The following is a 26,448-nucleotide window of genomic DNA, read 5'->3' as shown; positions in this document are numbered from 1 at the left end:
AATCGGATAGACGAGGGTAAGAATTGATAAAACTTGATCCGTATGGGCCAAGCTTTTTACGTCGCTGGAACAGGAACCGATGTCGGAAAAACTTTTTTCTCCTGCCTCTTTATGGCTAAATATGCAGAAAGTAATGGTTTTCGTTATTGGAAACCCATCCAAACTGGGGCAGCGGGCACTGGTGATACGGAATTGGTCCAGAAAACGACAAACCTCCCGGATTCCTTTTTCCTAAAACCTGTTTATGAATTCCAGACACCCGCAAGTCCCCATTATGCCTCCAAACAAGAAGGAAAAATTTTAGATCCAAAATTCCTTTTAACTGCACTTGCGAAAGAAAGAAAAACCAATACCCTTGTCGAAGGTGCTGGTGGAGTTTTTGTTCCTTGGACAGAGGACTACTTAGCGATACGAGGAATTGGGGAGAGTAACCTTCCTGTTGTAGTGATTGGATCCACTGAGCTTGGCACCATCAATCATACCCTACTCACTTTGGACGCCCTTACAAGTAGGTTTGTTGCTGTCCTTGGATTTTATTTAGTGGGTCCAGAAAATTCCTTACAAATTGATAATGCGGAAACAATACAGAAGTTAGGTGGAGCGCCTTGTTTGGGTGTTACTAATTTTCCAAAACAAAAATTAACACCTGCGGAATTTATTTCTTTTGCAAACCACCAGTTTGATCCTAATCGAAATGTCATTGATACACTTCAGAACCCAGACGATGAAATATAATCCGCTCCAAACTCTTACATGGGTTCCTTTGACCATCCAAGAAGAAGGAGAATCCTTGATTGATATCGTCAAAGCCGAGGGAGAATTTGTCTTCGATTCCGATGGAAATCAGTGGATTGATGCCATTGCCAGTTGGTGGACAATTATTTTTGGTCATAGGCATCCAAAATTAGTATCCGCACTTAAAACACAAATTGATGAACTAGACCATGTGATGCTTGCAGGTCATATCCATCCTGCTGCAGAAGCTTTATCGAAATCTTTGTTAGAACTAACTCAATTTGATTTCCAAAAAGTATTCTATTCAGATAACGGATCCAATGCGATAGAAATTGCTCTGAAATTGACAATCCAATACTATAAAAACCATCCTGATTTGGAACCAAGATCAGAGTTTCTCGTATTTTCTAATTCTTATCATGGTGATAGCATTGGAGCCATGAATGTTTCAGGAAAAAACTATTTTAACCGAATTTTTTCTGAACTTAGATTTCCCACAAAAGAATTTCCTGCTCCTAATTGTATGAATTGTCCTTGGGGGAAAAATGTGAGTAGTTGTGCAACGGAATGTTTAAACGACTTAGAAAGTAGCATCAAACAAAAAGAATATGCAGGAATAGTCATAGAACCCTTGGTATTTGGCGCCAATGGAATGGTGTTTTATGATAAAAAGGTGTTAGTTAAACTAAGGCAACTGGCAACACAAACCAATACGCTACTTATCTTTGATGAAGTATTTACAGGAATGGGAAGGCTAGGAGAATTTTTTGCATACCAAGTAGCAGGAGTCAAACCTGATCTTTTGGTGATGGCAAAAGGCCTAACAGGAGGGATGTTACCTTTAGGTGCTACCTTAGTTTCTGAATTCATTTATCAACAATTTTTATCAAAAGATCCTTACCATTCTTTTTTTCATGCTCATACTATGACTGGAAATCCTATTGCATGTAGCGTTGGTTATGCGTCAGTAAAACTTTTACAAGAAGATGGGAAAACACTTGTTAAAAAACTTGAAAGTTCTTTGCAAAAACGAATAGAACCTTTCCAAAAAAAATTAGGAAAACGAATCCAAAATGTTCGGGTGTTTGGCGGAATCTTTGCTTTTGAATACAAAGAAACCATTGCAGAAGATGAATACCTAAATCCCATTGGAAAACAGATTCGCGAAAAAATGAGAGAATTTCGTGTTCTTTTGCGCCCTCTCGGTCGAACCATCTATATCACTCCACCCTATACCATTTCAGAGAAATCCCTGGATCAAATTTTTTTGGCGTTGGAAGAAACTCTTCTTAGTTTTGCCCATTCAGATTGAGACTAAATATACGAAGGGATTTTCTTCGTTTACACAGGTTGGCGTCGTAAAGAATCTGTTCCCATGATTGCAGAAATCCAAGAAAAAACAGTTTCCTCCGCACCTTCCTTAATTACGGAAGTGGAAGCCCTAGAAATCCTCGAAGGAAAAGTCCCTTTGCTTTCGGTTGTTGCTCGTGCCACGGAAGAAAGAAATCGTTATTATACCAATCGTGTCCGCATTCATATATTAGATAATATCAAAAATGGTTATTGCCCTGAAGACTGTGGTTACTGCGCCCAAAGAAAGGGTGGTGATTCCGGAATCCAAGAGTATTCATTAAAATCACCGGAAGAAATTTGGGAAGATGCGAAACGAGCCAAAGATAACGGTGCTTACCGTTTTTGTATGGTGACTTCTGGACGTGGTCCTACTGACAATGCGGTCGATCGATTGGCCGAGACCATCTCTAAAATCAACAGCGAACTTGGAATGAAGGTTTGTTTGTCTGCGGGAATTTTGGATGCAAAAAAAGCTCGGACTTTAAAAGACGCAGGTCTTGACCGCTACAATCATAATCTCAACACATCTGAATCTAAATACAACGAAATTTGTTCCACCCATACTTTTAAAGACCGACTAACAACGCTAGAAGCGGCCAAAGAAGCGGACATCGGGCTTTGTTCTGGGATTATTGTTGGGATGGGAGAAGAACTAAAGGATCTGGTTCAAGTTGCTTTTGAACTCAAACGGTTAGGAGTGATATCGATCCCTGTTAACTTTTTTATTCCGATTAAAGGACATGCCATCCAGAAGTCCTCACTCACTCCTGAATTTTGTATTCGGGTGTTATCTATGTTTCGATTGGTCAATCCAGATTCAGAAATTCGAATTGGTGCCGGAAGAGAAGGTCATTTGGGTTCTTTACAATCGATGGCACTTTTTGTAGCCAATTCATTGTTTGCTGAAGGATACTTAAATGTAAAAGGCAGTGAGATGGCCCAAACGATGAATTTGATTCGCGATTGTTCTATGGTACCTGAATTTACAGAAGGGGTACCGGAGGGATGGGATGAGTACGAGTCACAGTTTCTTTACGACGAGAAAAATTTTCCAGAACTTTATAAACATAAAAAGTAGTTTGCCTTTTTTACTTTTGGCGGTAGTATGCTCCTACTTTACCGCCTCTAGTGAGAGACATGCGAAAACCTTCTTTACCATTTCGAAAACAAATGAGTTATGCGATCGGCCAATTGGGTTGGTCCACTCTCATTAATATCATTGGTCTTCACCAAGTTTATTTTTATCTTCCTCCCGCACCCAAACCAGGACAGGAATGTTTCCCTGATCTCATTGAAAAGATGGCCTTTTGGGGACTGTCCACCATTGGTGTTGTGGCTGCTATTGGTCGTTTGTGGGATGCTTTTACAGACCCTATCATTGCCAATTCCTCGGATCGGTTTACTTCAAGGTTTGGACGTCGGATTCCCTTTCTTTTTCTTGGGGGAGTTCCTGCAGCCGTTTTCTGTTGGTTGATTTTTGTTCCCCCTCACAACTATATATCTTCCACCAACTTGGTTTGGATGACCGGTTGTATGTTGTTGTTTTATTTATTTTTAACAGTGTATGTTACGCCTTTCTTTGCTCTTATCCCAGAACTGGGGCATACGCCGGAAGAAAGGTTGAATCTCTCTACCTATATTTCCGTGACTTATGCTTTGGGGATCATTGTCGCATCGACAGAACCCATGATTGCCAATGTTTTAAAATCCACTTTTGTTTTTCATGGGGACAGCGCTCTTCAAACATTGGTGTCCCGTCAGTATGCACTGGGAATCCTTTGTACGTTTGCTGCACTTTGTATGTACTTTCCCGTATTTTCCATTCACGAAAAAACCTATTGTGAGTCGGAAGCATCCAGTGTTCCTTTCAAAGAGGCCATCCTTCTAACATTCAAAAATAAGAATTTTCTATACTTCGCTTTGTCGGATCTTTGCTATTTTTTAGCACTGACCATACTCACCACAGGGATTTCTTATTATGTAACTGTCCTATTGGAATTGGAACGTGAATTTGTCACACAACTCCTTACCGTGATGTTACTGGTATCTTTTGCTTTTTATCCTGCGGTCAACTGGATCGCAAGAAGGATCGGAAAGAAAAAGACCGTACTCGGCGGATTCTATATTTTCCTTATACTCTTTCTTTCAATTTATTTTGTAGGAAAAGATTCTTTGCCTTTATCACCGTATATCCAAGGTTATTTGATTGTTGCTATTGCTGCCGTTCCCATAGCGATTCTTGGAATCTTACCGAATGCGATCCTTGCTGATATCGCTGAACTTGATTCGTTAAAAACAGGTTCAAAACGTGAGGGACTCTTTTATGCGGGAAGAACTTTTATGCAGAAATTGGGACAAACTCTAGCAGTCCTTATCTTTAGCACGGTGATTCTTTTAGGTCTTGATCGTGAAACAAAGAAAAATGTATCTCCTCAAGTTACAGGGATCATTACTCCTTCTGTTGCAGAACCTAAGTCAGAAATGAAAAAAAATCCAGAAGGAGAGACAAAAATAAGTATGGAATCTTCCATTTGTAAAGTCGAAGAAGTAGAAGCGGGAGGGGAGCTTGGTGTTCGTTTGACGGGTCCTCTTGCCTCAGCATTCTGTCTACTCGCCATCTTTCTCTTTGGAAAATACAAGGAAGATGAAACTTTAGAAGAGATTGCAAAGATACGTGGTAATTAAATCCTGGTTTTTGGAGCTATTCAGATGAGATATCGCATTGAGACAACCAAGTTAAAGAACGGGTATATCGAAGCCAAACTCATCGAGACAACCACAAATAACCCGATTGAATTTCGGATTTGTGATACGGAAGAATATGCGCAGGCCCAAATCAAAGATTGGCAAAAGCGTTTCCGAATGAATGAACCGCAAGAACAGGACTAAATTCTTCCTCCGATGGGGCATGGCTTTTGCCCTTGTTTTGAGTTTTACCGATTGTAAATCTTCCTCAAAACGTGATTATTTCGATACCAGCTTTCAATGTTTTGCGGAGCCTGGGTGGCGAGACAACGCTAACTTTAAAAAGTATATTGAAAAGGCATGGCTGCCCACACGGCTGTTATACGCAGAAGATAATTTAAAAATCAAAAAATCAGAAATTGTTTTTACAGGTGATAGTTTGGTACATTTGTTTTTACCAGACTTGATTGCCAAAGAATTTCCAGGTCAGACCGTTACCAATCGTGGAATTGGAGGTGATATGACAGAGACTCTTCTTACTCGCATCGAAGAAGATGTTCTTGTACTTCGTCCTGAGAAAGTAGTCATCGAAATTGGTGGAAACGATTTTATCCAAGGCAAATGCCTTAGTCTTGTACAAAATAATCTGATTTCTATCATTCAGACAATTCACACGCGGAATCGGAATATTAAGATTTTTTTGATGGCTGTACCGCCAACACGTGTTAGAGAATTAAACCAAATTGTTCCAGTTTTCAATTTGTTTTTAAATCAGGTGGCAAGGTCCACAAACAATGTGGAATACATTGAAGTTTGGGACAAAATGCGTAAAATCGATTCTCCCACGTTAAGCGAAGAATTCATTCGTCCCAATGGGGATAACCTTCATTTTAATGAAAAAGGATATGAACTCTGGGGTAAAAAACTAAGACCCTATTTAAAAAAGTAAAAATGAATTCACTACTTCTGATTTCTCGTTCTCCCATCTCGTCCTCCATCCTTTCTGAAACTCTTTCCAATCTAAAATTGAATGATACCCAATCCACTGTCAATGTGAGTGATTCGAATGTTTTCCATGCGGCACATTTTGGATTGTACTGTGTGCGCATTTTACATAATCAATCATTCAATCGAGACCAAGTGGTAACAACACGCAAGAAATTAGCCGACTATCAGATTGATTTTTTATCTCTTGGTGCTTTGTTACCGAAACAGAAAGAGTCTCTTTTTGTTTTTGATATGGATTCTACAGTGATCAAAGAAGAAGTCATTGATGAGTTGGCAAGAAAACACGGAGTCTATGATGCCGTCGCCACTGTCACCAAACAGGCAATGGAAGGTGGGATGGGATTTGACGAGGCCTTACGGTTGCGCGTAAAACACCTTGCCGGACTTTCAAAAGAAAGTTTTCGTGAAGTGTATGATCTTTTGACACTTAACGATGGGATGGAAAAAGTTTTTCAGTTTGTTCCAGCCAATGGATCGAAACTCGGAATCCTAAGTGGTGGTTTTACTCCCGTATTAAAACTATTTTCTGAAAAATATCCAGTGAATTTTTATAGAGCCAATGGATTGGAAGAAGTAGGTGGAACCTTTACTGGTGAAATTTTTGGTGAGATCATCAATAGGGAAAAAAAAGAAATTTATCTAAAACAGTATGCCAATGAACTTTCGATTCCTTTAGAACAAGTTGTTGCCGTTGGAGATGGAGCAAATGATGCACTCATGCTTGCAGCCGCAGGAATTGGGATTGGTATTCACGCAAAATCTGGATTAAAAGAAAAAATCACAAACTGGATTGAGTTTACTGATCTCTCTGCCTTAGTCTTTCTCATTGAGAATTCTTTTTAATTCATCCAAAATTGATAACGCTTCCATCGGTGGGATTTGATTTGGATCAATTTGTTTTAATCTTTTTAGAACCTTTTCTTCGTTTGGTGAAAGATTAGTTGTTTGGTTGTCCATTAAACTGGCAAACAAACTTGGTTCTTCGTTTTTGATTTTAATTTCTCTTTTTTTGGATTCGAGTCCCGAAAGAATTTCTTTCGCACGATCAGAAACGGTTTCGGGAATCCCTGCCAATTTTGCTACATAAATTCCAAAGGATTGTTTTGATTTCCCCCGTTTGACTTTTTTAAGAAAAAGAATCTCTCCTTCTTTTTCAAACGTATCTAAATACAAATTAAAGATCCCATTTCCTTTTTCTAGTTCTGTCAATTCATGGTAGTGAGTTGCAAAAATGGTTTTTGGTTTGGGAAACTTGGCTGATAAAAATTCTAAAATGGCCCAAGCAATAGACAATCCATCATAGGTGGAAGTCCCTCTACCTACTTCATCAAATAGAATGAGGCTGTTCTCTGAAAATTGATTTAAGATGGTTGCTGTCTCTTTCATCTCTACAAAAAAAGTAGATTCACCCTTGGTAAGGTTATCACCAGAACCAATCCGAGTGAAAATTCGATCTACAACGGCAAGCGATGCTTTTTTTGCCGGAACATAAGAACCCATTTGGAATAGGATTTGGTTGATTGCAATTTGGCGCATAAACGTAGATTTACCAGCCATATTTGGACCGGTTAACACTGCAATGGCGCTGTCTTTTGGATTGAGTTCTAGGCTATTGGGTACAAAACGTTCGCCAATCGGTAAAAAAGTTTCTACAACAGGATGGCGGGATTCGGAATAGTTTAATATTCCATCGTTACGAATTTCGGGCCTTACCCATTGGTATTCTTCTTTGGTTTCTGTGAGGGAAAGATGATAATCTAAAGAGGCAATTTCATTGGATAAAGTTAAAAACTCCTCATAAAGAGAAATACAATGTGCTACTAATTCTTCAAATTTTTCTTTTTCAATCCTTTCAATGATTTCATCGGCCTGTAGGATGGCCCGTTCTAACTCTTCTAATTCGGGAGAAGTGAACCTTTCCCCTGTAACCAGTGTTTGTTTTTTTAAAAAATGTTTGGGAACATCTTTCGCTTGGGCTTTAGATATCTCAATAAAGTAACCGAGGATTTTGTTGTAACGAATTTTTAGAGAAGAAATGCCTGATGCTTTTTTTTCCTTTTCTTCCAATTCTAAAATCCAATCTTTTCCTTTTTCGCGGGCAAGGATGGCATCATCATATTCTTTATTGAATCCAGATTTAAGAAAAGGGGAGTTACCCAAAAAAACAGGAAGTTCTCCATCGTAAAGGGTATCGAAAAATAGTTTAGATAATGTGTTCAGCTCTTTGGGTAATTTGGAAAAGTCATAACCAATTCCATCCAAAATGGATTTGATACTTGCTGTGGATTCTAAACTTTTTTCAATCCCGCGAAAGTCGCGAGGCAAAGCTTTCCCCACTCGAAACCTAGTAAGTACACGCTCTAAATCGATAAGATCACCTAACAAATCTTTTATTTTTTGTCTTTCTTTTTTATTGGCAGAAAGGATTTCAATTTTATCCCAATGGGCTTTGATTTTGTTTTCATCTCGCGTTGGAAATAGTATCCTTTGTTTGAGATACCTTTTGCCGGTAGCTGTGATACAGCGATTAAGAACTCCAAACAAAGTATGGTTTTTATCATTAGGATTTTCAACTAACTCTAAATGGGAAACGGTTTGTTCATCTAAAACTAAATAATCGTTTTCATCAATTCGCCTAGGGGATTTAAAAACAAAATTTTGTTTGCGATAGTTATATTGAAGATAGGCATCGAGTACATGGACAACCGTGTCAATTCCCGCACCTTTCTTTTTAGGAAGATAATCGGGAGGTATTTTAGAAAGGATGATTTTCGATTCTTTGGCTAAGGGAGGTATTTCCTCTGTATAAATGATTTCTTTTGGGGAAAATCGTTTGATGGTGTCGTTTATTCTTTCCGTTTCATTTTCTGAAAAAAAGAAATACAATAATTCTGAAGTGGAAACGTCAGCAAACGCTAGGTAGACGGAAGTTTTTTCACGGTAATACAAAGATAAATAATTGTTTTGGTATCCACCAAGAAGGTTATCTTCCACCACAGTTCCCGGGGTGATGATACGAACCACTTCTCTCGACATGATTTTGGCTTTGGGATCGTCGGGTTTTGTTTGTTCACAAACCACTACTTTTTTACCAGCTGCAATGAGTCTTGAAATATAACTCTCTGTTGCATGATAGGGAATTCCAGCCATCGGAATTTGGTTTTGGCGTTTGGTGAGGGTGATGTCTAAAATTTGAGCCGCAATTTTTGCATCCTCTAAAAACATTTCGTAAAAGTCGCCCATACGAAAGAATACAATCCCATCGGGATGTTGTTCTTTCACCTCCATATATTGGCGCATAACAGGAGTATTCAATGCTTCATAATGTTCGGACATTTTGTACCAAGGATTTTATTTTATTTGGATCTTTAATTCCGTCAGTTTCTACTCCACTTGCCACATCAATCCCATAAGGGTGAACTGTTTCCAAAGCGGATTTAACATTCTCTGGAGTGATTCCACCAGCAAGTAAAAAGGGTCGTTTTACGGATGTTACATATTCCCAAGGGAAAGTATGTCCTGTCCCACCACCCAAATTTTTCTGAAAACTATCTAAAATCACTAAATTCGATTTAGGTTCCAGGTCTTCTTCATTTATGACCTTCGTTTGGATGCGAATGGCAGGTAATAACTTTTTAGTTTCTGTAAATTCATTCCAAATTTGAGAAGTTACGAAGGCATCACCTCGGATGAGTTGGATGAGGTCCGGTTGGAAACGATTTGTTAACGTGTCGATTTCTGTAAGTTCGTTTTCAAAAAACAAAAAGACAAGTTTGGGAAATCCTGACTTTTTTCTTAACTTAAGAAGTGTTTCGGCTGTATCGGCAGTGATGGCACGGGGGGAACGTGGAGAAAAGTTGAGTCCAACAAAATCGACCTGGAGGTCCACACATAGTTCCAGTGTAGCCAGGTCTTTGATTCCGCAGATTTTAATTTTGTATCTGGTTCCCATATGGGAACCAGATTGAATCAACTCAGATCAGAGGCAATCGATCCTTTGTACCCAAAGTGTAAAAATTTAAGGAAACTATCCTGATAGACCAACATATCCTGTTTGGAAATTCCTTGGCGGACCATCTGCACAAAGATATTGAGAAAAAAGGAAAGGATGTTGCGGACAACAAACTCACTCACTTCCCCTTTGTAACTTAGATTTTTTTCTTTAAAATTGCTGTATTGGTCAAAGTTGATTTTGGTAAGACGAGTGAGAACCGTATCTGGAAATTCTTCTAAATGAGAACCTTGTGATTTTGTTAAAAGAAGAATAAAATCATCTCGATTTGCATCAACATAATCAAGGGCAATATGAAATCTTTCTTGCCATGCCTCATAACTGTCGTTAAATCTTTTTTCGAAATAATCTGGATGAGATACATAAGCAAAGGCTTTTTCCATTCCTGAAAGGACCGGCTGTAGTATTTCTGATAGAAGGTGTTCTTTGTTTTCAAAGTAATTGTAGATATTACTCGTGGATACCTTTGCTTTTTTCGCAATGGTACGCATACTAGCCTTCTCAAAACCGAGTTGGATGAATTCCTCTCGAGCCGCTTGTAAGATTTCTTTTCGTGTATGTTCTTTGGGAGTTTGCATGGTCCTGAACGATGTTTCCTAAAAGAACAATGTCGTTCAGGATTCATTTGTAAAGTTAAATTTTACATGTTTGTTGTATTTTGTATTAATTTTGCCACAATTCCATAGAGGCGAAAACTTCCTAACACTAATATCGGAAATCTGCCTTGGAATAGGGGCCGAAGCTCTTCTTCCGTCCGCACTTTGGCGGTGATAGGTTTTAACTCTTGTGGAAGTTCTGGGAAGGTTCCAAAACCGCTTCCTTCCCAAAGAATCAGTGATTGGAGGGGAAGGCCTACCAGTTGGAACAAAATCCCTTCGCGGTCTTTGTCAGGAAGGCTACCGAGTAGAAGGGAAAAGGATGGGTGGGTTTTGGCAAACTCTTGAGTGGTGGTGGTTATGGCATCTGGGTTGTGCGCCGGATCAAAAACAACTTCGGGAAAGGTTTGTAAAACTTCCATTCGACCGCGAGGTTTTTCTACTGACCCAAAGGAAATGGATTTGAGTTTTGTTGTCAGGTTGGGAACCAAATGGATTAGGGCCGCTTGGGAAAAAAGAAAATTCGTTTCTAAATAGGTGTCTTTTTTTTCGAGAGGGAGGAAGTGAGTCTCTGTTTTTCCTTTTGAAAAATTTTGAATGAGGATTTGTAAGGAATCATCGTCGGGGTCCATCACAACTAATTTTCGACAAACTTCTGTTAGTATTCCTAGTTTTTCCAAACAAATTTTTTCTTTGGTATTTCCTAAAATTTCAGAATGGTCCATTCCAATTTTTGTTAATATGACAAAATCAGCATACACTAGTTTTGTGGAATCAAGCCTTCCGCCAAGACCTGCTTCCCAAATTTCGAAATCTGTATTTTCTTTCGCAAAATAGAGATAAGCAAAAACGGTTAAAAATTCAAAATACGAAAGTGACTGGTACCTTTCTAGGTCGGGAAGGATGGTATGTTTAAAAAATGATTCCACATCCTCTTCTATGGGAAGTTCTGATTTTCCTTCTAAGAAAATTTGAAAACGTTCTAGTGGTGTTAATAAGTGAGGGGAGGTATAAAGTCCCGTTTTGTATCCAAGAAGGGACAAAAGAGAAGCAAGGTAGTGAGAAGTGGAACCTTTTCCATTGGTGCCAACAACACTGATCCGAACCGGTTTTTTTATTTTATGTTTTGCTTTTAAAAATAAAAAAAGTTCGGAAAGTCCATCTAAAGAATAGTTTTTGAAAACATTGAAGTTCCTTGTTTTTTCAACGTTCTGTAAACTATGTAAAAAATCAAAAAACAACATATTGAATTCTTTTGTAATCCTTAGTTCTCGGTCGATGCCGCATCGATTTAACTGCGATTTTTTAATTGTTTGAAAAGGATTGATTCCACCTTCCTGATCCATTTCTGTTTTGCTTGGATATTTGTAAATAGTTCAAATTGTCTAATTCCTTGGTAGAGTAACATATGATATCCAGGAATGATCTCAGCTTTTTTTTTCTTCGCCTGTTTTACCAATTCAGTTTCTAAAGGATTGTAGACGATATCGAATAACGTATGTTTTTTGGTAAAAAAATCGAAGTTTAGGAGAGGTTCCCCAGCAAATCCTTTCATACCAACCGGGGTTGTATGGATGATGAGGTCATAGTTTTCCGCTTCTTCCATAGATGTTTCCTTGGTTGTAACCCCAAGCCATTCTGGATTTCCTAAAGAAAACAAAATCTCTTTAGTTGCCACTTCATTTCTTGCAAGGATATTTACCTTTCTTTGTATCTTTCCCTTATTTGCGTTTTTTTGAAGGGACTCTGCAATCGCAAATAAGATTCCTTTTGCACTCCCCCCACTTCCTAGAACTAAAATTTGTTTTTCCTGATGTGGATCTAAAAGATGGGCATTGGCCTTGAGAATGGATCTGACGGCACCAGTTCCATCTGTGTTCACAGCTTCAATGCCTTCGCGCAATAGTAAGGTATTGGAGGAACCCATTGTTTGGGATGCTTTACAAACAATGTTCGCTTGTGAATAGGCCCATTCTTTAAAAGGAATCGTAACAGAGACTCCTCTTACACCTAAGTCGATTAAGGGACGAAGTCCAATCTCGTTCCAACGTTGGTTTTCAAATACCAAATACACTCCATCATATCCAGAGAGTTGGAACAGAGTGTTATGAATCCAAGGGGAAAGGGTATGGCCTAAGGGATATCCCAAGATCCCAAATATCTCAGTGTGTTTTGAATACAAGGAAAACCTCTTTTTTTATCTTATGGACTAAACTATAGCCTACCGAAAATAGGTAATAGACAGGTACAAGATCAATGATTTCATTACCGCTTGCCGCACCATCAGAACCGTGGACCATTCTCGTAGATATTTTATTCTTTTTTCTCGCATCCGCAGCCTGTGCCTATTATTTTTATTATTATAAACGTAAAGACTTGCTCGGAAAATTTTGGGGATCAACATTTGTTGCAGGGATTGGAGCGCTTATCGTTTTTGCAACCTTCCAAACCTACATCCGCGATATCATTATGTGGCTCATGTCACCCAAAATTGGATCCACTCAATTATCCAACGTGAACTTGGTTGCTATCTTTCTTGGTGGATTTACGGCTCTTTATATCATGAACCGAATCAACCATAACAAAGAAAGAAGAGATTGAATTCGATTTCTCATATAACTTTAAATACTTAAGAAAATTATAATAAAATCCTAGTAGGGCGAGCACAAATCCTTGTTTCCCATCTAGGATTCCCAGCCGAATCCAATACATATAAAAACCTTTAAAGCAGCCTTTTAAAAAAGCCCAAAGTATAGAACTAGATTTTCCCTTTCTAAATTCTTCTTCTGCAAATAGACTAGAATAACGATCAATAAACTGTAAATGATCGGATATATTCTTATAAGAATAATGATAAAGTGGATTTGTAAGTTTGATTGGTTTACCGATGAGTTTGACTCGTTCGTGCACCAAACCACCGCTAAATTCTCCAGCAGTTTTTTTAAACAGACGAATTTGGTAATTTGGATAGTAACCACCAAATCGAATCCACTTACCCAAATAATAAGTCAACCGGGGAATCAGGAACCCCTCCGATTGTAATTTATTTTCTGCAAATAAATTTATGATTTCTTCTTTTAATCCATTCGATACCACTTCGTCGGCATCTACGGCAAGGACCCAATCGTATTTTGTTTGTTCAATGGCATAGTTTTTTTGGTCCGCATAGTTTATGAACTTACGATAAAAAACGCGCGCTCCAAAAGACTTTGCAATGGATACTGTTTTGTCAGTAGAACCAGAATCAATGACTACGATATCTTCAATAAAGGAAAGAGCTTCAAGTGTGCGAGAAATATTATCCTCTTCGTTGAGGGTAATGATGGCACAGGATAAAGGAAGAGGCATAATTTAAATTTGGTTGGGGTCGCGGACAGAAATGAATTTATCAGATAAAGGAATTTCAAGCCTTGCAATGGTAGAATCTTCTCCGATGATGATACGAAAGAAATTGGGATCAATGCCTTCCCCTTTTAACATAATGAGAATGAGGGCAAGTCCAAGACCAGCTCCTTCTGTAGTATCCGCATTGTCCATATAGAACTGCGCGATATCGTCATATACCATCCCTTTTTCCAATCTTTCGCGGATGGCTTTTTCTTCTTCTTTGGCAATGGGGGTGTTGTTGATGACTTCGATGGTAATCCCATCGTCATTGAATTTAAAATTAATTAAACAGTAATATCCTTTTTTTTTGGCTTTCATTCCAAATTCGTTGGACATTTCTTCCGAAAACATCTCCCGATATTCCCTGACTCCCCTAGCGTATTCAGAAGGATTCAACATACTATAACCACGTTCCTCAAAAAACACTCGTTTTTGATTGGCTTTGCAGGCATTGATGGCTAGTTCTTTGATGATGGTGTAGAGAGTGGGGACAAGGGTCGGGTAAGTGAGGCGATCTAGAATCAGGCCAACTGCTTCCTTGATATGTTCCTCAACGGATTTGGAAACTCGGTGCGTTTTTAGCGAGAGAATTTTCCCATTTTCGATGTGTAATTTGATGTGATCAGAAATCTCGCTTGTTTCCTTTCCCATACCCGAAATCTTTTCCATTCTAGTCCTTACTGTCAAGGTAACTAAGACCGCTAGCATGAAAAACCGCAGGCTTCTATTCCTCTCTATATTTTTATCGGCTTTTGCCCCTACGATACTTTTGTCTCAAAATTTGAAAATGAAATCTGTCCGAATTTGGGACAGTGAAAAATCCAATTTTGGCGGATTTGTGGATTTAGAGGTGGTCCAAGGGAAAATTCTTTCCTTAAAAGCCGCAGTCCCCACTGTACAACCTAAGTACTTATTGCCTGGATTTTGTGATGCGTCTGTCACTTTAGGATCCAATGCGCGAGGTGGAAAGACGGGGCGCGAGGAGATTGCGACTTATCTTTCTGGGTTTTTAGCGGCAGGATTCAGTCATATTGAATCTGTCGGGGATCCGAATTTATCCAATTTACAATCCGAAATTACCAAATCGAAGTGGCTTTCCCCTGTCATTACCCAATCACAAAAGCCAGCTTTGTATGCAGAACTTGCTATAGGGAAGGAAACACTATACCATTCTGGTTTAACCTTCTCCCCCGATTCTAAAAGGAACCGCCATATCCCCATCTTTTTAAAAGAGGTGGAAAACAGAGGGTTTTCCCAAACCGAACTCTTTGCCAAACGAAGAGAGGGAGAGGAGAAGGGATACCTGCCTGTGGCCTATACTTTTGCGGACAAAACGAGTTGGGAAGATGCCTTAGACACAGGTTTTCCGGTCATTTTCCATCCGATGCCAGAGGGAACCAATCTTTACAGAGCACAGAAACGGGATTTCCGTTGGGCTCCGATGTTGTCTATTTTGTACCTACAAGAATTAAAAACGAATCCAGAACTTAGAAAAGAAGAAGTCCCCATTTGGTCCCGCCTTCATTCCGTTTTTGGATCACGTTGGAAGGACTCTCTTTCCTGGGAAGACGAAGAGGAAAGTTCTGAAACCATTTCATTTTCGCAATACAAGTCTACTTTCCAGGCCGAAGCCGAAGTGGGAAAAAATCTCTTATTTGCGAGTGGGTCCGGGCACTGGGGACTTTTCCCTGGACAAGCAGCTATTGTTGAAGTAAGGCTTTGGGAGACCCTTTTGGCAAAACCAGAGGAAAGAAAGGTAGAACTAGTTAAGGAGAAACCTGGATTTTGGGCTTCCTTATTTGGAAACTTTTCGCCAGGCCTCCTCCCCACCAATAGAGACCCAGAATCTATATCGCAAATCCGTAGGGAGATCATCCAAACCTTGACAGTTCGCACTTGTTCCTTTATTGGTGCGGACCATGAGGGGAAAATCCGTGTGGGTGGGCCTGCTCATTTTTCCATTCACGACGAAAATCCACTGAAACGCAGTTCCGGAATATTTCCAATTGAATCCATGATATTAGGAGGAAAATTGGTCTATACCCCTAAACCCACCAAGGAAGGAACCGCAAAATGAAAGGCCCATCCTCAGAATTTGAACGTTTATTAGAAGAAAGTTTTAAAAAAAGACAATCCATCGAGCCTGGCTCTCGCCATGAAGCTAAAGTAACAGCTGTTAAAAATGATTATGTGTTCATTAGAACCATAGAAAATAAAATTACAGGAAATATCTCAGTCGAAGAATGGAGAGATGAGGTTTTGCCAAAGATTGGCGACTCACTTGTCGTTTATTTTTTAAGAGAAAACTCGGGAGATTTTTATTTTACCACTTGTCTCTCTGGAGATAACCTAACAGAAGAAAATATGGAGATGGCGTCTCAATATGAGATTCCTGTTCTTGGCCAGTTGCTTGTAGAATCAAATGGCGGATGGGATGTTAAATTAGGAAGTCATCCTGCCTTTGTCCCTTTCAGCCAATTGGATGTTTCCTTAAAAGGAAAAAATATCTCAGGCAAAAGAATCAAGTTTGTGATTTCTGAAATTGGAAAGAAACAAAACAAAATTGTTTTATCTCAGAAAAAAATCGCTGATAAAGAAAGGGAAACCAAAAAACAACTGTTACGTGATGAGCTGAAGGCAGGGATGTTTGTATCCTGCACTGTAAAAAGTATTCATAAATTTGGTCTGATTGTGGATATGGATGGGTTTGATGCTTTGGTTCCTCAATCGGAAGCAACTTACAAAAAAAATGCCGATCTCACTACCGAATTTCGAGTAGGAGAAACTTTGCGAGCCAAAATTCTTACCCTTGATTGGACAACGAACAAGATCTCTCTCAGTGTAAAAGACTTTTTGTCAGATCCTTGGTCAGGGAAACTTCCTTTTAAAGAATCCGATATCGTAACAGGAACTTTAGAGTCGATTAAACCTTTTGGACTTTTTGTTCGGTTGGGTGATGACTTCTCAGGTCTTGTTCCGAACAAAGAAACGGGCATTCCTTCTCGCACTCCACTGAATACTGTTTTTAATCCAGGTCAAAAATTGGAAGTTTTTGTGATGGAGATCAATCCAGAAAGAAGACAAATCGCTTTATCAATAACCAAGGCGGCAGAGGCAAAAGATCGAATGGAATACCAAGAATATTTGTCCAAGGAAGAAACACCAGGTGCCGTTTCTAGTTTTGGTCTTGCCCTACAAAAATCTTTGGAAAAAAAGAATAAAAAGTAATTCACGATTTGGAAATCGCACTTTTTAGGCCAGAAATCCCACCTAACACCGGCAATATTGCTAGGCTTTGTGTTAATGCCGGTGTCCCCCTTTCCATAGTGGGAGAACCGGCATTCGATCTTTCTGAAAAAGCAGTTCGGCGTGCTGGATTAGATTATTGGAAAGATCTGGACCTCCGACGGTTTGCTAATTTCGAAGAATTTAAGGTTCGGAAAGAAGCAGAAGGGAGTCGAATTTTCCTCGTATCCAAATTTGGGACCAAGGTGTACTGGGATGTAAGCTTTCAAAGCACGGATGTCTTTTTGTTTGGTCGTGAAACTTCCGGTTTACCAGAAGAAATCCACCGTTCATGCCCTCCAGAACATATTATTTCCTTACCTATGGCAGAGGTGAGTCGTTCGATCAACCTTTCCAACGCCGTTGCCATCGTACTTTATGAAGCACTGCGCCAAGAGAAAACACGGACTAATCCTTAAAGGATAAAACAATTTACAACTCTTCCGTTCCCCTTGAAATGGGAATATATGCCGTTCCCTCTCTCCAGAACTGAGTTAGAGAAAGAAGTGAAAACTTTGTTCTCGAATGGCCTCTCGGGGAATGTGAACGATTTCTACTCTTGGGTGTTTATGGAAACCCAAAGGAAATTCAAAGACAATCCGAATACCACTTTGGAAACCATGACTTCTGTCCTAGAAGACTTCATTAAGGATGGAATCATTACCACAAACCCCTTGGACCCAAGGGAATATTTGTTAGCTGAATCTTCTCCTATCATTCGCAAGATGGGTAATTCCGAACAGTTTGTAATCCTGGGAGCTCTCGGATACAATCCGATGCAGTATGTCCGTGCCAGACTCGATTATTTTCTAAAACGAAACGGGATTGCCGAAGAGTTAAGAATGGATCTTTGTATTGCTACAGTGGAAGCTGTGGAGAATGCCGCGAAATACGGTGACGGTGGAGGTGTGGATGTAATATTCCAAATAGACAAACACAAGACCTTTACCATCGAAATGATCAATACTGTAAAAGATTTTAGTTTGGAAGATGATATTCAGAGAGGTAAGTTTTCTTCCACGGCAACGCTCATGCGTGGTATGATGGTCATGCAAAAACTTTTCGATTCTGTGGATTTGGAAATCAGCGACAATCGAAAACAAGCTATACTCAAAGCAACTCGAAAACTAACATAGGTTCCTATGGCAAATTTCAAAATGGTTTCTCCTTTTAAGGCTGCCGGAGACCAGGTCAAAGCAATCGAAGATATTGCAAAGGCCTTCGGTGAGGGTAAAAATAAAATTACTCTAGTAGGTGTAACTGGTTCTGGAAAGACCTTTACAATGGCAGAGGTCATCACTCGCGTCAAAAAACCAACCTTGATCCTTTCACATAACAAAACTCTCGCAGCACAGCTCTTTCGCGAGTTTAAAGAATTTTTTCCAGAAAATGCCGTAGAGTATTTTGTCTCTTATTACGACTATTACCAACCAGAAGCTTATGTTCCTTCATCCGATACGTTCATTGAAAAAGATATGTCAATGAATGAAGAGATCGATAAACTTCGGTTACGTGCTACTTCGAGTTTGCTCGAACGTGATGATGTCATCATAGTGAGTTCTGTATCTTGTATCTATGGTTTGGGTTCTCCTGAAGACTACATGAACTCTGTGGTTATGTTAAGGATCGGAGACAAAATTGACCGGGACCAAATCATTCGAAAATTTCTGCATATCCAATATGCAAGAAACGATATAGACTTTAGCCGAGGCAATTTTCGTGTTCGTGGTGATACCATTGAAATTATGCCTTCCTACCAAGAGGAAGGAATTCGGATTGAACTTTTTGGTGATGAAATTGATGGACTCTCCAAAATTGATCCACTCACGGGAAAGGTGAAAATGAAACTGGACCGAGTGGTAGTATATCCTGCAAAGCACTTCATCACTTCTGGACCAAAAATTAAGGATGCCATTGAAAAAATCAAAGCTGAGATGGCCGAACAAAAAGATAAGTTTCTGAAAGCTGGCAAACATTTAGAAGCCGAACGTATAGAATCCAGAACCAATTATGATATGGAAATGTTGGTTGAACTTGGATATTGTAGTGGGATTGAAAATTATTCTCGTCACTTAACGGGGAGACAGGAGGGAGAACGACCAGCCTGTTTACTTGATTATTTCCCCAATATGGATTTTTTACTGATCATTGACGAATCCCATGTGACCCTACCGCAAATCGGAGGGATGTATGCGGGAGATAGATCCAGAAAACAGACGTTAGTTGACTTCGGGTTTCGGCTCCCTAGTGCTCTGGACAATCGGCCATTGAATTTTGAGGAATTTGAGACTTTAACGCCGATGACGTTGTATGTTTCAGCAACACCTGATCAAAATGAAATTAATAAAAGTGAAGCAGTGATTGAACAAATCATTCGTCCTACAGGTTTATTGGATCCGGTCGTGGAAGTTCGTCCCACTACCAATCAAATTGAAGATTTGTTAAACGAAATCAGGCTTCGCATTGAAAAAAAAGAAAGAATCCTGATTACCACACTCACAAAAAAAATGTCCGAAGATTTAACGGACTATTATAAGGAAGTGGGTTTAAAAATTGCCTACTTACATTCAGAAATAGATACCATAGAACGAACGGAAATCATCAGAGACTTACGTAAGGGTGTTTATGATTGTATCGTAGGTATCAATTTGCTCCGAGAAGGTTTGGACATTCCAGAGGTTTCCCTTGTTGCCATTTTAGATGCGGATAAAGAAGGTTTTCTTAGAAACTATAAATCTCTGATCCAGACTATTGGACGGGCCGCAAGGAATGTGAATGGAAAGGCTATTTTGTATGCAGACCGAATGACTGATTCGATCAAAAAAGCAATCAGTGAAACGGAACGCCGCCGTCTAATCCAAGAAGCACATAACGCGGCACTGGGGATTACACCTCAAAGTATCATTAAAGAAATTCATGATATCCTCCCACGTGAAATGGCGGAAGAGGATAGTAAAGAAGAAGCACTCAAGGAAATGGAAAAAGAGTTTACCTTGAAGAAATACAAAACCAAAGACAAGTTACGCGATGCATTGAAAAGAGAAATGTTGCGATATGCTTCAGATTTGGATTTTGAAAAAGCGGCCATGTTTCGAGATAAGATGTTAGCACTCGGGCCAGATAAGATAGAGTCATAAGGTAGGATTTTAATTGGAAACAAATGAATTTTGGGAAAACTCAACAAAATTGGCGAGAATGGAAGACTCCCTTCCTAAACAAATTTTTCTTCTCCCCATTAAGGTAAGGCCAGTATTTCCAGGAATCATTACTCCTTTAATTGTTCCTCCCGGTCGATTCATTCAATCCATCGAAGAATCATCCAAAGGTGCTGGATTTTTAGGTCTTATCCTTTTGAAAGAAGATGAATCGGATCTACCCTCGGAAGATAATATTTTCCAAATTGGAGTGGTCGCTCGGATTCTAAAAAAGATCAATCTACCTGACGGTGGAATGAATATTCTAGTAAACACCATACAAAGATTTAAAATTAATTCGATTCATACTAAAGAACCTGTGCTTCTTGCTAACGTAAGTTATCCGGAAGAAGAGTTGGGAACTAGTAAAAATAACATCAAAGCTCTAATGAGAACCTTACTTATTTTGACTAAGGAACTCGCCCAAAATAATCCTCTGTTTACAGAAGATATGAAGCTTACAATGATGAATGTAAACGAACCAGCAAAAATGGCTGATTTTGTTTGTTCTATCTTGAACTTAGAAAAAGAGGAATACCAGTCTGTCATTGAAGCGATCCAAATCAACGATCGCTTAGAAAAAGTCTTATTGTTTCTAAAAAAAGAGATAGAGTTGGTTGTTCTTCAAAAAAAGATCCAAGAACAGATCAATGATAAAATTGATAACCAACAAAGACAATTTTTTTTGCGTGAACAATTAAAGGCAATACAGCAAGAGTTAGGTGTTGGGGAAGATAAAACAGAAATTAAATACGAAAAACTTTTGGAGAGACTTAAGGCTATCCCGGTTGCTGATGAAATCATAGTGGAAATAGAAAGGGAAATCGATAAGTTTAAAAACTCAGATCCTATCTCAAGTGATTATAATGTCATCCGCAACTATTTGGATTTAGTTGATGCCCTTCCTTGGGAAAAACCGGCCGAAAAGGATGTAAATCTCGTTCATGCTAAAAAAATTCTCAATCGGGATCACCACAAACTAGAAGATGTAAAGGAAAGAATTTTAGAGTTTTTAGCCGTTCATAAACTTAATCCAAAAAGTAAAGGATCTATTCTTTGTTTGGTGGGTCCACCTGGTGTTGGTAAAACCTCCATTGCCAAGTCAGTAGCAGAGGCACTTGGTAGAAAGTTTTTTCGATTCTCTGTTGGTGGAGTTAGGGATGAAGCAGAAATCAAAGGACATAGACGAACTTACATTGGGGCAATGCCCGGAAAACTCATTAGTGCATTAAAAATCACAAAAGAAAGGGACACAGTGATTCTTTTGGATGAGATTGATAAGATGTCTCAAGGATACCAAGGTGATCCACAAGCGGCTTTACTCGAAGTTTTAGATCCAGAACAAAATTCAAATTTTAGAGACCATTACCTGGATTTACCGTTCGATCTTTCTGATGTTTTGTTTATAGCTACAGCAAATACTTTTGAGCCTATCCCTCGTGTGCTTTTGGATCGTATGGAGGTCATTCAACTTTCAGGGTATATCACGGAAGAAAAAGTTCAGATTTTCCAAAAGTATCTTTGGAAAAAAATCTTTGAGAAAAATGGGTTAAATCCGGATTCTTTTTCTATGAAAAAGGAAACGGTAACAGTCCTTATCAATTCTTATTCTAGAGAATCAGGGTTACGTGGACTGGAAAAAACTTTTGATAAATTAGTCCGGAAAATTGCCTTAAAACAAGTGTTAAAGGATAAGTATTCCAAAGAAATTCGTGAAAAGGATTTGGTGGAATACTTAGGACCACCTCCATTTGTGGATGACCGAATGACAATTCCTAAAGTTCCTGGAACCGCACTAGGACTTGCCTGGACTAATGCAGGTGGTTCGACACTTCTTATCGAGGCTGTTCTCATCCCTGGAAAAGGTGGACTGACTCTTACGGGGCAGATGGGAAAAATGATGGAAGAGTCTGCTAACATTGCATTGTCATTTGTTAAGAATTATGTGAACAATGACAGTTTGTTTGAGAAAAAGGCAATTCACTTACATGTTCCAGATGGCGCAACACCCAAAGATGGACCAAGTGCAGGGATAACAATGGCTACTGCTCTTTTATCGCTTGTAACAGATCGGGTCATTGCACCTGGTTTTGGTATGACCGGAGAACTAACATTAACTGGTGAAGTGCTTGCGATTGGAGGATTACGAGAAAAGATCGTAGCAGCGAAACGTGTGGGAGTGAAAAAAATCATTTTTCCAAAAGATAACGAAAAAGCATTCCAAGAAATCCCTGATTATGTAAAACGAGGTGTAACTTTTTTCCCTGTGACTCGTTTTGAAGAAGTGGAAAAACTTGTCTTTCCTAAGTCCAAAGGTAAAAAGAAATGAACCAACAAACAAGCTCCTTTGTTCTCATTATAGAAGTTTTATATAGTCATTTAAAAGACCTCCTTCGCTTTTTTTGGATTAGGCGAGTTCGTTTTTTGACTTTAGGTTTTATTTTTGGTGTTTTTTTATCTTTTTTCTTTTTGGGTGGGGCTTATGTTGTTTGGTCTGGTGAAGAGGCTCGTGTCCATAAATCATTGGAGAAATATAGATCGGAAGTCTCCAATTTTTACGACAGTTTCCAGCCAAAATCAGTAAAGATTTTGGACCGCAGTGGAAAAGTAATGGGTGAGTTTTATCGAAGAAACTTTCGACCCATCCGAACAGACAATTTAGGAAAACACAGTGTCATTGTTTGGGCTGTCCTTTCTTCTGAGGATCGGGAGTTCTTTTCTCATTCTGGGTTGAATTATACGGCAATTGGCCGGGCAGTGGTAACCAATTTAATCCAATTCCGATTGTCGCAAGGTGGATCTACCATCTCACAGCAGTTAGCTAAACTCACCTTAAACTTAGGAAAACGAAATTTATTCAATAAACTTACCGAATTATATTGCACCTTTTATATTGAAAGTCAATATTCAAAAGAAGAAATTTTGGCTATGTATTTGAATCAGATTTTTCTCGGAGAAGGGAATACTGGTGTCGAAGAAGCTGCTAGATACTATTTTAGAAAACCTGCATCAGAATTAAGTCCAGAAGAAGCTGCTTTACTTGTAGGTATTATCCCTGCTCCAAGCGTTTACAATCCTGTCCGCAATTTAGGAATCGCTCTTTCGAGACAGAAACGCGTGTTATATGATATGGCGAGGAATCCAGAGCTTCACCCTTCGCAAAAAGAGATTCCTCATAAATTTTCTGATTCCATCGAGCTTAATTTAAAAAAGTTTAGAACCATCTATAAAGTCAAAGAATCCAAAGACGAAGAAGGAAATCCAAAGTACTCAAGTGAAATTGGGAAATATGGGTCCGACAAAGATTTTAGAGTAAACTTAGCTCCTGATTTTAATTCTGAAATTAGAAGATTTATCTTAGAGAGATTTTCCAATGAGGACCTGGAGGAACGTGGTCTACTTGTTTACACAACCTTAGATTTAGAAAAACAAAGATTCGCGGAAGAAGCATTACGAGTTGGTGTTGATTCAGTCAGAGCAGATCTCACCAAACAAGAAATTGATTATCAAAGTAAAGGAAAAGCTGATTTAGCGGAAGTAACAAGGGCCATATTACCTCAACTGAGTGGATCTATGATTTCTCTTGATCCTGAAACTGGAGATATTGAAGCATTGGTAGGTGGTTACAAAATTTCTAATGTATTTCGATTCAACCGTGCGGAAGACGCAAGACGACAACCAGGTTCCACTATCAAAGCACTTGTTTACGCACTTGCTTTTGAAAAACGCATTGTAAACCCATCATCAAAAATCAAAGACGAAAAATTAGACATCTCAGGTTATTCACCGAAGAATTGGTATAAAGGATACAAGGGAGAAATTACCGTTAGACAAGCTCTCGCCCAATCTGTGAATACAGTCTCTGTAAAATTATTACATGAAATTGGAATTTCATATTTTATTCAAAAGTTAAGTGCGATTCTTTCCATCCCAGAGGAAGAAGCTGAAGTCCGATTCCAAAGAAATTTATCTTTGGCCCTTGGGTCTGGTGAACTGAGTCCGATGGAACTTTCTGTGGTTTATGCAACTCTTATGAATGGGGGAAGGCGAGTCACACCAAGAAAAATTCTAAAAATTACAGATTTGGATGGAAACGAGTTTTATAGCACTGTGCCAAATGAGGCCGCAGAACAAATATTAGATCCTGTTGCTTGTGCGATGGCAATTAATACATTACAATCAGTCCTAACTGAAGAGGGGACCATGACTTTAAAGCGTAAAGAAGGGGAACCTTTTTTATATGCTGGAAAAACAGGCACGGTTCAATCGCCTAAACTAAAATCATCCCGCTGGAAAGGATTAAAGGGAGTTCGTGACGTATGGTTTGCTGGACTCACGCCAAGGAATGTAACAGTTGTTTGGGTTGGGCATGATGAAGGGGCTCCTTTTCCTGGATCGGGATCGGGGGTTTCTGGTGGGATTTGGTACAGATATACGCAAAATGTTAAATCTAAGTTAGGAATGGGAAATCAGTTAATTCCTAACTTCGTAGGTGATTTTGTAAAGATAGACGTATGCGCTGATGATGGAACTATCATTGAAGCAAATCCAGATTACGTCTGTAAGGTGCCTTTATATGCACAGTATTATTATATTGGAGATTTACCACCGAAAAGAGCTGGGTTTGTAAAACAAGAGCCTGTAAACCAAAACGCAAATTTCAAACCAGAAGAGGTTGATGATGAGGAATCAGAAATTTCCACCTTTGATGCGCAAGGAAGTCGTATTCGGCCAACTGCAGTTGATTCGGTAGAATTAGAACCTCCTGTTATAGAAAATCGACGAGCGCGTTATAACGAAGAAAGTCCCTAGATACTAAATAATTTTCCTGAATGGACCAAAGAAAAATCCAAGGTTTGTCTTCTCGAATTCTTTCAATGACTTGAAGGGCATCCTTATCATTTTTGGAAGGTTGATTCAGAATTGCACCTACCTCCGCATTTTTATAGAAAGATCGGTTCCCTCCATTACCACCTTTGTTTGGATGAAATAGCGGATCTAAAAAATTCCAAACTGAGTCAAAATCGGAATACCAAGTGAGCAATGTAAGATCCCCTTTCCCTTCTCCGTTTTCTTTGTATAAGGGCGCTTTTTCCATTGGTTTAAGTTGAATCTTTAAACCTATTTCTTCTAACGCTTGTTTAATGGCTCTACCTTTGGCTTGGTTTTCATCATCACCACGCATTCTAAATTCTAATTTTGTCGTTTTAAGTTTTGAAAAACATGTTGATCTTTTTAATTCTTCGATAGCAAATTTTGGATCATAGATTTCTTTAGGGATCATTGGAAGCTTTGAAATTTTTTCCATGTATGTAACAGGAACGGGTCCATAAGTGAAATCTGCATGGTTTTCTAATAATTTTTGAATGATTAGTTCGCGTGGGATCGCTAAATTTACTGCTCTTCGAAAATGAATATCAAAACAGGGATTGTTTTGATTGATTGCAACATACTGAACTGATCTTCCTTTTTTTGTAAGAGTGAATTCAGAATTGGCTTCAGGTAAGGAAAGGAGAAAGTCTGTTAGTTTGAACGCATCTAATTGATGTTTTTTGTATAAAAATAAGGATGTGGAGGATTGTGGTAAAATTAAGAATCGAATTTTTTTAGGAAACTTTGACTCTTTTTCATTTTGTAACGTTAAGTCTAAAAATTCATTTTTTTTCCAAGTGATGAGTTTGTATTTCCCATAAGATTTTAAGATTCCTTGTTCCCATTCTTTTTTTCCGATAATGGATGCGAAAGGTAAACTGAGTTTTTCTTTCCACTCCGTTTCTTTAGTTCCTTTTTTGAATGTTAAATCGATTTGGTTCTCCGATGATACTCGGATCGATATAAGGAACTGGTAGTCCCCTTTCCTGGGAAAGGTTTCAAGGATCAAACGAGATAAACTGTATTCGATATCTTTAAGACTTGGGGCTGACGGATTCAATTGGAAACGCCAGACTTCGTTTTGCGGGTGTGGTAGTTTTTTGTAGGAAAGAATCCAGGGGGCATTAAAACCATTTTTCTCTCGAGCGAAGAGGCCTTGGTGAAGGAACTTTGCCAATTTCTGACCTGACAAATCAGTCAGGAAAAGCGGATCCAAATGCGCAGGATCGGAGGGAAGACCAATTTTTAAGTCAAAATGCGGAGTTTCCTTTTGGCAAAAAGTGAGGGACAAGAGAAAGAAAACAAGGGATAAGGTTCTCAT

General features: G+C 39.0%; 23 protein-coding genes. 15 read left to right on the top strand and 8 right to left on the bottom strand.

Going from position 1 to position 26,448, the window contains the following annotated elements; translation table 11 throughout:
• Positions 1-42 precede the first annotated feature (42 nt).
• The 7 genes from bioD (at position 43) to serB (ending at position 6,624) form a co-directional block, all read left to right on the top strand.
• Positions 43-735, top strand: a complete 693-nt coding sequence (gene bioD, locus ND811_RS16210) for a dethiobiotin synthase (protein WP_265353062.1) — start codon at positions 43-45, stop codon at positions 733-735.
• Positions 725-2,047, top strand: a complete 1,323-nt coding sequence (gene bioA, locus ND811_RS16205; protein WP_265353063.1) for an adenosylmethionine--8-amino-7-oxononanoate transaminase — start codon at positions 725-727, stop codon at positions 2,045-2,047. The genes bioD and bioA overlap by 11 nt, the downstream gene beginning before the upstream one ends.
• A 63-nt stretch (positions 2,048-2,110) precedes the next feature.
• On the top strand, positions 2,111-3,166 hold the full coding sequence (gene bioB, locus ND811_RS16200; protein WP_265353064.1) for a biotin synthase BioB: 1,056 nt from the start codon (positions 2,111-2,113) through the stop codon (positions 3,164-3,166).
• Between the two features lie 92 nt (positions 3,167-3,258).
• Positions 3,259-4,773, top strand: coding sequence for an MFS transporter (locus ND811_RS16195; protein WP_322113485.1), 1,515 nt, complete (start codon positions 3,259-3,261; stop codon positions 4,771-4,773).
• A 24-nt stretch (positions 4,774-4,797) separates the two neighbouring features.
• Positions 4,798-4,977 (top strand): hypothetical protein, encoded by a 180-nt coding sequence (locus ND811_RS16190; RefSeq protein ID WP_002975048.1) that lies wholly within the window; start codon positions 4,798-4,800, stop codon positions 4,975-4,977.
• Between the two features lie 19 nt (positions 4,978-4,996).
• A complete protein-coding gene (locus ND811_RS16185) occupies positions 4,997-5,722 on the top strand; it encodes an SGNH/GDSL hydrolase family protein (RefSeq protein ID WP_265353066.1) in 726 nt (241 codons plus the stop codon).
• Positions 5,723-5,724: 2 nt separating this feature from the next.
• Entirely contained in the window at positions 5,725-6,624 is a 900-nt protein-coding gene (gene serB / locus ND811_RS16180; protein WP_265353067.1) for a phosphoserine phosphatase SerB, read from the top strand.
• Here the strand turns inward: serB and mutS are convergent.
• The 5 genes from mutS to ND811_RS16155 form a co-directional block, all read right to left on the bottom strand.
• Positions 6,595-9,117 carry a DNA mismatch repair protein MutS gene (mutS, locus tag ND811_RS16175; RefSeq protein ID WP_265353068.1) on the bottom strand — a complete coding sequence of 841 codons (2,523 nt, stop codon included), beginning with the start codon at positions 9,115-9,117 and terminating at the stop codon, positions 6,595-6,597. The two genes, serB and mutS, sit on opposite strands and share 30 nt — an antisense overlap.
• The gene (locus tag ND811_RS16170) at positions 9,101-9,733 is read right to left on the bottom strand and encodes a phosphoribosylanthranilate isomerase (protein ID WP_265353069.1); all 633 of its coding nucleotides are present in this window, start codon (positions 9,731-9,733) and stop codon (positions 9,101-9,103) included. Before ND811_RS16170 ends, mutS begins: the two co-directional genes overlap by 17 nt.
• Before the next feature lie 17 nt (positions 9,734-9,750).
• Entirely contained in the window at positions 9,751-10,371 is a 621-nt protein-coding gene (locus tag ND811_RS16165; RefSeq protein WP_265353070.1) for a TetR/AcrR family transcriptional regulator, read from the bottom strand.
• Between the two features lie 62 nt (positions 10,372-10,433).
• The gene (locus ND811_RS16160; RefSeq protein ID WP_265353114.1) at positions 10,434-11,633 is read right to left on the bottom strand and encodes a Mur ligase family protein; all 1,200 of its coding nucleotides are present in this window, start codon (positions 11,631-11,633) and stop codon (positions 10,434-10,436) included.
• Between the two features lie 47 nt (positions 11,634-11,680).
• Entirely contained in the window at positions 11,681-12,571 is an 891-nt protein-coding gene (locus ND811_RS16155) for a shikimate dehydrogenase family protein (protein ID WP_265368966.1), read from the bottom strand.
• A gap of 74 nt (positions 12,572-12,645) precedes the next feature.
• On the opposite strand from ND811_RS16155, the gene ND811_RS16150 reads away from it, so the two are divergent.
• Positions 12,646-12,990, top strand: a complete 345-nt coding sequence (locus ND811_RS16150) for a hypothetical protein (RefSeq protein WP_040917277.1) — start codon at positions 12,646-12,648, stop codon at positions 12,988-12,990.
• Here ND811_RS16150 and ND811_RS16145 read toward each other — a convergent pair.
• Both ND811_RS16145 and ND811_RS16140 read right to left on the bottom strand, forming a co-directional pair.
• Positions 12,895-13,737, bottom strand: a complete 843-nt coding sequence (locus ND811_RS16145) for a glycosyltransferase family 2 protein (RefSeq protein ID WP_265353072.1) — start codon at positions 13,735-13,737, stop codon at positions 12,895-12,897. The two genes, ND811_RS16150 and ND811_RS16145, sit on opposite strands and share 96 nt — an antisense overlap.
• A 3-nt stretch (positions 13,738-13,740) precedes the next feature.
• Positions 13,741-14,445 (bottom strand): hypothetical protein, encoded by a 705-nt coding sequence (locus ND811_RS16140; RefSeq protein WP_004785405.1) that lies wholly within the window; start codon positions 14,443-14,445, stop codon positions 13,741-13,743.
• Between the two features lie 37 nt (positions 14,446-14,482).
• Here ND811_RS16140 and ND811_RS16135 point away from each other — a divergent pair, with 37 nt between their 5' ends.
• From ND811_RS16135 to ND811_RS16105, 7 genes are read left to right on the top strand one after another with little or no spacing between them, the layout of a single operon-like run.
• Positions 14,483-15,853 carry a hypothetical protein gene (locus ND811_RS16135; protein WP_322113484.1) on the top strand — a complete coding sequence of 457 codons (1,371 nt, stop codon included), beginning with the start codon at positions 14,483-14,485 and terminating at the stop codon, positions 15,851-15,853.
• Positions 15,850-17,004 carry a S1 RNA-binding domain-containing protein gene (locus ND811_RS16130; protein ID WP_265353074.1) on the top strand — a complete coding sequence of 385 codons (1,155 nt, stop codon included), beginning with the start codon at positions 15,850-15,852 and terminating at the stop codon, positions 17,002-17,004. Before ND811_RS16135 ends, ND811_RS16130 begins: the two co-directional genes overlap by 4 nt.
• A gap of 8 nt (positions 17,005-17,012) precedes the next feature.
• The gene (locus ND811_RS16125; protein ID WP_265353075.1) at positions 17,013-17,480 is read left to right on the top strand and encodes a tRNA (cytidine(34)-2'-O)-methyltransferase; all 468 of its coding nucleotides are present in this window, start codon (positions 17,013-17,015) and stop codon (positions 17,478-17,480) included.
• A gap of 48 nt (positions 17,481-17,528) precedes the next feature.
• Positions 17,529-18,197: an ATP-binding protein gene (locus tag ND811_RS16120; protein WP_265353076.1), complete on the top strand. Its 669-nt coding sequence runs from the start codon at positions 17,529-17,531 to the stop codon at positions 18,195-18,197.
• A gap of 6 nt (positions 18,198-18,203) precedes the next feature.
• A complete protein-coding gene (gene uvrB / locus ND811_RS16115) occupies positions 18,204-20,198 on the top strand; it encodes an excinuclease ABC subunit UvrB (RefSeq protein ID WP_265353077.1) in 1,995 nt (664 codons plus the stop codon).
• A gap of 58 nt (positions 20,199-20,256) precedes the next feature.
• On the top strand, positions 20,257-22,584 hold the full coding sequence (lon, locus tag ND811_RS16110; protein WP_265353115.1) for an endopeptidase La: 2,328 nt from the start codon (positions 20,257-20,259) through the stop codon (positions 22,582-22,584).
• Positions 22,581-25,067, top strand: a complete 2,487-nt coding sequence (locus tag ND811_RS16105) for a transglycosylase domain-containing protein (protein ID WP_265353078.1) — start codon at positions 22,581-22,583, stop codon at positions 25,065-25,067. Before lon ends, ND811_RS16105 begins: the two co-directional genes overlap by 4 nt.
• On the opposite strand, the gene ND811_RS16100 is transcribed toward ND811_RS16105, so the two are convergent.
• Entirely contained in the window at positions 25,024-26,448 is a 1,425-nt protein-coding gene (locus ND811_RS16100) for an ABC transporter substrate-binding protein (protein WP_265353079.1), read from the bottom strand. The genes ND811_RS16105 and ND811_RS16100 overlap by 44 nt on opposite strands.

The organism is Leptospira soteropolitanensis (assembly GCF_026151655.1).
GTDB classification, from domain to species: Bacteria; Spirochaetota; Leptospiria; order Leptospirales; family Leptospiraceae; genus Leptospira_A; species Leptospira_A soteropolitanensis.
This window is presented reverse-complemented; position numbering and strand designations above follow the sequence as displayed.